Source organism: Streptomyces sp. NPDC111656, assembly GCF_055656965.1.
Map to the genome: position 1 here is coordinate 92,102 of NZ_JBVKCA010000032.1, position 6,986 is coordinate 99,087.

The following is a 6,986-nucleotide window of genomic DNA, read 5'->3' on the forward strand; positions in this document are numbered from 1 at the left end:
GCTCGTCACACGGCCCCAGTCTGCTAGGTCTTCGAGCCGCCGTGCCTGCTACGTCCGAGCACTGTCGGCGCAGGGACGACTGCCGGCGGCCCGGTTCCCGGCGCCGGAGAGGGGGTGTAGACGGCTCCGTACTCGCGGCCGAAGCGGTTGGCCTCTGCGGCGGAGCCTGTCATCCGGTGCAGCCAGAACCCGTATGCCGCAGATGCGATCTGCTCCTGCGTCAGATAGAGCCGCCACCGTTTGATCCCGTGATCGCACGAGGCCGTGCGGACCTGCTCGGCCAAACCGTCAGCGGGTGGTACCCGGAGCCGGTCGGCGAGGCCGATGAACACGCGTAGCGCCGCCATCTGTGACGGGATCAGCTCCACCAGCCGCCTCGGTCCCTCCCCGCCGGGTGCGGGCTCGGCCCGGGGTCGGGACCGGCCGTAGGTAATGGTGTCGTACCCGTGCGGGGTCAGGCGGGCCGCCCAGCGCACGAAGAGATCCTCGGGCTGGTCAACGTACGCGCCGGACGGGCTTCCACGCTGACAGGACACGGCGACTGGGCCCTGCGCTTCCCCGCCCCGGAGGGTGCGAAGTTCAACTCGGTCCTCACCGGCTCCTGCATGCTCAGCACGCACGGCCTGGACCACCCGCTGACACTGCGCGCCGGCGACTCCTTCCTCCTCACCCGCCCCCAGGGATTCGTCCTGAGCACCTCACCGGAGGCCACGGTGCTATCCGCCTCGCCCTTCTTCAGGGCCAGCGGCGGAGCCAGCACGGAGGCCGGGCCTCTCGATCAGCCGGTCACAGCCCGTCTGGTCGGCGGCAGTTTCACCTTCGGCCGGCGCGCCCGGGAGCTCCTGCTGGACGCCCTGCCTCCCGTGATCCATCTGCCTGCCCACGCCGAGGGCGCGGCGATGCTTCCCCACCTGCTCACCCGGATCGACCAGGAGGCCCGCACCGCCGGGCTCGCCTCCAACGTCGTCACCGAGCACCTGGCCGTGGTTCTGCTGATCGACGTCGTCCGCTCTCACCTCACCCAGCAGCCGGACCGGACTGGCTGGCTGGCTGGCTGGCTGCAAGGACTGCGTGACCCCGTCGTCTCGGCAGCCCTGCGCGCCATCCACGCCGATCCGTCCCGCCGTTGGACGGTGCGGCTGCTGGCAGACGCGGCGCTCGTCTCACGCTCGACGCTGGCCGCACGCTTCAAGGCGATCGTCGGGCGGGGGCCTTTGGAATACCTCACCCGGTGGCCTATCGAACTGGGAGCACACCAACTCACCGAAACCAACCAGACCATCGCCTCCATCGCCGACGCAGTCGGCTACGGCTCCGAGGCGGCCTTCGCGCTCGCCTTCAAACGCGAACTGGGTGTAGCGCCGGGCAGCTTCCGCAGAGAGTCCCGCAAACACAACCACGCTCATACCGATCTGAAGGCGCGGGAAGCTGTGAGCGCCGCGTCCTGAGAGGCGTTAAGTCCCGTTCCTGATGATGTGGTGTCGCCCGTTCGTGAGTGATGGGACGGTTCCGCGCGCCGACAGTACGAAGGTTCAACCAGCCGATCGCAGACAGAGCCGCGGAGCATGTCGCTGTTGTGCCGATGGCCCGCGACATCACCACGGGGGGAGCAGGCTGCCGTCGGCGTCGAGGCCGTAGAGAACCTCATCTTCGTCGGGTGATGTTCCCTGGCGCAGTGCTTGCAGGAGGGAGGGGAACATCTCGTAGTCGCCGACGTCGATGGCCTGGCGGTACCAGTCGGCGGCCTCCGTGTAGTTGTCCTCCTGCTCGGCCAGTCGGCCTAGAAGGCTACGGGCTTCACGGTGGCTCGGGGCTGCTTGTCGCAGCAGTTGGTGCGCCTCGTCGCGTTTGCGGGCGATGAGGTCGTGGTGTGGTGTCTTCTCCCGTTCGAGTTCGTCCGCCTCGGCCAGCAGGGTTCGGGCGAGCTGGACCTGGGCGGGTTCGTAGCCGAGCCGGGCCAGCACGCGGATGGCGGTGATGGCGAAGCGGCGATCGCAGGGAAGGCGTCCCCCGTAGGTCAGGGGCCGCAGCACAGTGAGGACGTGCAGGATGTGGCCCGCCTGCGCGGCCTCGGTGAGAACCTCTCGGGCGGTACGGGGCCGGTGGGGCCACAGGCGGTGAAACAGAGTGTTGAGGGCGTACATGTCGGTGGCGGAGACAGTACGGAGCACGGCCTCAGCCTCGGGGGTGCGTTCCTGGTCGTCGAGGAAGCTCACCAGTCGTTGCCGGGCCTGGCGGTCGCCGCTGTCGGCGCCGGCGCGCAGCAGCGGTTCGACCAGGTCGGGGGCGCCTACACGGGCGAGGTCGGTGGGCCAACTCCACAATGAGGGACTGGCATTGAAGGCGGCAGCTGCGATCTGATGGAACGTCTCGTTCCGCCTGCCCACGGCCTTCCGCAGTCGTTCCAGGGCGGTCGTGTCGCCTGCGGCGGCGTCGTGCAGGAGCTGGGCGGGGTCGTGCGGTGCCGAGGGCTCGGGCGGCAGGGTGAGAGCTTCGGCGTCGCCGTGGCGGCCCTGGGCGTGCAGGAAGTGCTCCAGTGCCAGGTGGGCGTCTCGGTTGCCTTCGCGGCAGGCCCGGGTCAGGAGTTCTTCGGTAAGGGGCAGGAGGGTGTCGGCGTACTCGACGGTTTCGCCGGCGAAGGCGAGCTGCATGAGTGCGGTGCCCAGGTCTGCGAGGCCAGCGCCGCCGTCGCGGAGGCGGTCGACCTGGTCGCACAGTTCCTTCAGGCCTTGGCTGGTGCGGATGCGGTGGGTCTCGACATAGGAGAAGCACAGGCCCTCGAAGGCCGAGGAGGTTCCCCGCTCAAGGGCCGCGACGTACAGGTCCCGGGCGATGTGGAAGCGCGCGAAGGCGAACGCCTGCAGGGCGAGAGTTTCCAGGTCGCTGCCGTCGGTCACGTCCGCCTGCGCGGCCTGCCAGAGTGTGGCTGGGGGCTTGATGCCCCATCGCTCGGGGGTGATCTGCTGCTCGATGATGTCGCTTAGATCGACCAGGTCCGCCGCCTCACCGATGCCGTCGGGGGCGAGGACGCCCTGCAGGCAGGAGACGACCTCTTTGACCGGAGTCCGCGCCCAGGCAAGGGCGTCGGTGAACCAGGTCTGCCGGTCCAGCTCGCGGCTCTGGTCGGGGCTGAGATAGCCCAGTGCGGCGTGCTCCAGGAAGACCAGGGGAAGCGGCCCGCGTACGCCCAGGCGGCGGGCTTCGACTGCCGCGGTCACGACGGCCTTGCCGGGCGCGTGGTCGGCATGGCGGTAGCGGTCCAGGAGTTCGGGGGCGGCCGCCAGGCGCTGGCACAGTTCACCGTTCGCGCGTGCCTGGGCGGCTGCCTGGGTCCACTGGCCGTCGCCACGGGCCTGGTCCGCGAACCGGTTGAGACCACGGGTGTCGAAAGCCCTGGGCTGGTGGACGGTGCGGGCCAGATCGAGCAGGGAGTGAATGTGCCGGGTCCGGCCCTTCTTCTTGGGTTTGGATCCGGGCGCATCGAGAGGGGTGGGCCACATGGTGGCCAGGACGATGACCGGGACGGGCGGCTGCTCCAGCAGCCCGAGCAGGTCTTCGGCAGCACGGTTGCCGTCCGCCTCGGCGAACAGATGGTGGGCGTTGTCCAGCCAGATCACCGTGGGACCGGTGAGCACGTAGGCTTGAAGGCAGGAGCGCAGCCCGCCGGCGGACTTCGGGTACAGCAACTGCCAGTCGGGCAGACACGCGGTCACCGCTTCCCAGGCCGACCGGGTCTTGCCGGTGCAGGAGTCCCCACGCACGACGACCATGCCTGCGCCCGTGCTGGCCAACGTGCGCAAGTGGCTGCGGAGTTCGCCGTCGTGGTCCCGTTCGACGTAAGGGGGCAACTTCCTGTCATCGTGCTCCTGGACGGCCCGGTGCACACCCAGGCGATCCGGCTGCCAGTCGGTGACCTGGCGGGGCTTTGCGACCAGCGCGGGCGCCTCGCCGCGCCGGAGGGTACCCGGCTCAGCCAAGCGACCGGCCAGCAGGCCAAGTTGGCTGACCGCCGCGTGGATGTCGGCAAGAGACAGCCGGCGCTTACCGTTGATGGCCTGCTCAGCAACCCACTGGATGGCGGCCATCACCGCCTGATCGTCGTGTCTCAGGCCAGCGGCTTGCATCAAGTGGGAGACGAGTTCGCGCTGAACGAACACGTCGCGTCCCAGGTGGAACTCCCATACGTCCAGAAGCTCCAAGAGCTGGGCCTCATCGAGCCCGGCATGAGCGGCCCAGCGAGCACGTGCCTTACCCCGCTCAGACTGGGGGCCCTGCTGGTCTGCCCGGGGACGCAGGAGACCGCTTCGCGCGTCCCGGTCCTTGAGCAGGACGTCCGCCGGATCCGGGAACCGATTGGTCAGCAGGGCCAGTCGCACCGGCGTCCCGTCCTGGGTCAAGGTCTGCCAGGAGCTCGCGATCTTCTGCAGGATCGACGGACCGCCGTTGCCGCTTGGTTTGAACAGGTACTCCTCCCCCACCGCGGTCGACGTGTTCACCGCGTACTTGACCTGCGCGTAGCGGGTCGGTTCCCCATCCGCGTAGTAGTAGACGACATCGTCCAGATTGCCGGCCCCCGTGACCTCGACACCGACCGCCACCACCGCGCCCCGGGCACCCTCCATCGAGTCCTTGTAGGCCTGGACGCACCCCTCCCACACGTACAACCACTGGTAGGTGTCCCCGGCCACGCGCACACCCGTAGCGCTGGGAGGAGGAAGAGCTGGCACCCGCACCCCTTGGGAAGGAATCCGCTCAGACAGCGGAACCCTCAAAGCCTACGGGGCTTCACCGACATGCGGCCTCAACTGACGCCATCGCCTCCCCCGCAGTGAAAGCACCAGCCAGCCTGGACGCGCAAGGACCATCACGTGCTGTTGCTGCCGCCGTCCACGTTCGCTGGCTGCCATGGCTAACCGTGGCTGGACACACAGCAGTTCCGCACCGCCGCCAACGGGTCGGGGCCCCTCCACAGCACGGCGTCACGTCTCTGACCAGCGCAAACTCTGCACGCGTTATAGCGGTCGGAGGGAGAATGACCTGGCCTTTCGTCACTCACGTCAGCAACAGGTGAGCATCACCCGTCAGTGCCAATCACCAGGTCGCTGAGGCTGCGCCACTGACACTCGGATGACGAGGTCCACCTGACGCTCTCCCGCACAACGGCATGGGTATTCCTCGTGTAGGTGAACGGTGACGAGGGTGACGGCTCGGGGGTCGGGTCAGGGCAGCAGGACGATCTTGCCGCGGTTGCGGCGACGTTGCCTGATTGCGGCCTGGATGCGGTGGCCGGCTGCCCGGTCACAGGGTGAGAGTGCGCTCCTTGACCATCTTCATGGTCATTTGTGAGTTCATTCTGGCCACGCCCGGCAGATTGGTCAGTTTCGTCATGTAGAAGCGCTCGTAGGCGTCGGCGTCCGTGGTGGCGACCCAGATCACGTAGTCCGGATCGCCGAACATGCGCCTGCATTCGACGATCTCCGGAAATTCGCGGACCTGGTCCTCGAACGCCTCGATGGTGGATTGGTCCTTGATCATCATGTTCGCCTGGACGAGGACCTGGAAGCCTCGTCCGATTGCTGTCGGGTCGAGGTCGGCGTGGTAGCCCTGGATGATCCCCGCTTCTTCGAGGTTACGCACCCGCCTGAGGCATGGGGTGGGGCTCAGGCCGACACGTGCGCTGAGGTCGACGTTCGAGAGCCGACCGTCCTGCTGCAGCTGGAACAAAATCGCGCGGTCTACTGCATCCATGAGTCGAACATACTCCGAATCCCTGCATACGGTGGATATTTGAAGTAATATAGTGCACGAATCTCGGTACGATATTGCCATGCGAAATGAAGCGGAAAAAAGGGTCATCCGCGACGCGCTGGGCATCGGGATAGCCACCGGCACCTATGGCCTCTCGTTCGGGGCCCTGTCTACGACGGCCGGTCTTACCCTCCCGCAGACGTGTGTGCTGTCGCTGTTGATGTTCACGGGAGCCTCGCAGTTCGCCTTCGTTGGAGTTGTGGCGGCCGGAGGCGCACCCTTGGCGGGAGCCGCCACGGCAGCGCTGCTCGGCTCACGCAACGCGCTTTACGGGTTGCACTTGGCTCGCTTGCATCGCATGCGCCTGCCACGGCGCCTTGGGGCCGCGCAGTTCGTCATCGACGAGAGCGCGGCGATGTCCCTCGACACCCGCAACGAACCGCTTGCCCGGCTGGGATTCTGGGCGGCCGGCCTGTCTGTGTTTGGCTGCTGGAACATTGCGACCCTGCTTGGCGCGCTGGGAGCGCGGGCACTGTCGAATCCCTCCGTCCTCGGCCTCGATGTGGTCGCGCCTGCGGCCTTCGTCGCATTGATGGCCCCCCGGTTGCGCACACCCATCACATGGTGGGCCGCGCTGATCGCTGCCGCGGTAGCGCTGACGGCCGTGCCTTTCACGCCGGCCGGAGTGCCGGTGCTCCTGGCGGCAGCAGCCGTGGTTGCCCTCTCGCTGTGGAGTTCCCACGACGACGGGAGGCGTGTCGAGACGGACAGCAGAGAGGTTCCCCGGAACGCAAGTCATGTAGACGACACAGTTCCCGAGGAAAGGAAGGTCGGCTGATGTGGGTGGCTATAGCTGTGGGCGCGGTGAGCTGCTACGCCTTGAAACTGGGCGGTCTATCAGCCCCCAAGGCTGTGCTTGAGGACCGTCGGGTGCAGAAGGTGGCGGAGCTGCTGCCCGTGGCGCTGCTTGCCGCACTCATCGTCACGCAGACATTCAGCAAACAGCAGGAGTTGACGATCGACCCACGAGCGGCGGGGGTCGGGGTGGCCGTCATCGCAGTTCTGCTGCGTGCCCCATTCCTCGTGGTGGTGACTCTCGCCGCTGCCGCGGCAGCCCTGCTTCGGTTGATTGCCTGACAGGACTGTCGGCGGCGGGTGAACCTGGACCCAGTCTGGACAGGTGAAATCTGACCCGGGTGTCTTCGGTTCGGTCGTTTCAGTCGTTGTCGGTGGTGGGG

Annotated in this window: 6 protein-coding genes; 3 read left to right on the forward strand and 3 right to left on the reverse strand. The window is 67.5% G+C overall.

Features of this window, described 5'->3' with window-relative positions; genetic code table 11:
* Positions 1–23: 23 nt before the first annotated feature.
* On the reverse strand, positions 24–536 hold the full coding sequence (locus tag ACZ7M3_RS48045) for a DUF6417 family protein (RefSeq protein ID WP_472072452.1): 513 nt from the start codon (positions 534–536) through the stop codon (positions 24–26).
* On the opposite strand from ACZ7M3_RS48045, the gene ACZ7M3_RS48050 reads away from it, so the two are divergent.
* Entirely contained in the window at positions 447–1,448 is a 1,002-nt protein-coding gene (locus tag ACZ7M3_RS48050) for an AraC family transcriptional regulator (protein WP_472072454.1), read from the forward strand. The two genes, ACZ7M3_RS48045 and ACZ7M3_RS48050, sit on opposite strands and share 90 nt — an antisense overlap.
* A 147-nt stretch (positions 1,449–1,595) precedes the next feature.
* On the opposite strand, the gene ACZ7M3_RS48055 is transcribed toward ACZ7M3_RS48050, so the two are convergent.
* On the reverse strand, positions 1,596–4,688 hold the full coding sequence (locus ACZ7M3_RS48055) for a hypothetical protein (RefSeq protein WP_472072456.1): 3,093 nt from the start codon (positions 4,686–4,688) through the stop codon (positions 1,596–1,598).
* Between the two features lie 610 nt (positions 4,689–5,298).
* The gene (locus ACZ7M3_RS48060; protein ID WP_388180810.1) at positions 5,299–5,748 is read right to left on the reverse strand and encodes an Lrp/AsnC family transcriptional regulator; all 450 of its coding nucleotides are present in this window, start codon (positions 5,746–5,748) and stop codon (positions 5,299–5,301) included.
* A gap of 79 nt (positions 5,749–5,827) precedes the next feature.
* On the opposite strand from ACZ7M3_RS48060, the gene ACZ7M3_RS48065 reads away from it, so the two are divergent.
* Both ACZ7M3_RS48065 and ACZ7M3_RS48070 read left to right on the forward strand, forming a co-directional pair.
* Positions 5,828–6,586 carry an AzlC family ABC transporter permease gene (locus tag ACZ7M3_RS48065; RefSeq protein WP_472072458.1) on the forward strand — a complete coding sequence of 253 codons (759 nt, stop codon included), beginning with the start codon at positions 5,828–5,830 and terminating at the stop codon, positions 6,584–6,586.
* On the forward strand, positions 6,586–6,885 hold the full coding sequence (locus ACZ7M3_RS48070; protein ID WP_123980683.1) for an AzlD domain-containing protein: 300 nt from the start codon (positions 6,586–6,588) through the stop codon (positions 6,883–6,885). Before ACZ7M3_RS48065 ends, ACZ7M3_RS48070 begins: the two co-directional genes overlap by 1 nt.
* The last annotated feature ends 101 nt before the right edge of the window (positions 6,886–6,986 follow it).

Excerpts from the sequence above, each read along its gene's own strand:
- ACZ7M3_RS48060 (WP_388180810.1), bottom strand. The coding sequence starts at position 5,748 with ATGGATGCAGTAGACCGCGCGATTTTGTTCCAGCTGCAGCAGGACGGT.
- ACZ7M3_RS48065 (WP_472072458.1), top strand. The coding sequence starts at position 5,828 with ATGCGAAATGAAGCGGAAAAAAGGGTCATCCGCGACGCGCTGGGCATC.
- ACZ7M3_RS48070 (WP_123980683.1), top strand. The coding sequence starts at position 6,586 with ATGTGGGTGGCTATAGCTGTGGGCGCGGTGAGCTGCTACGCCTTGAAA.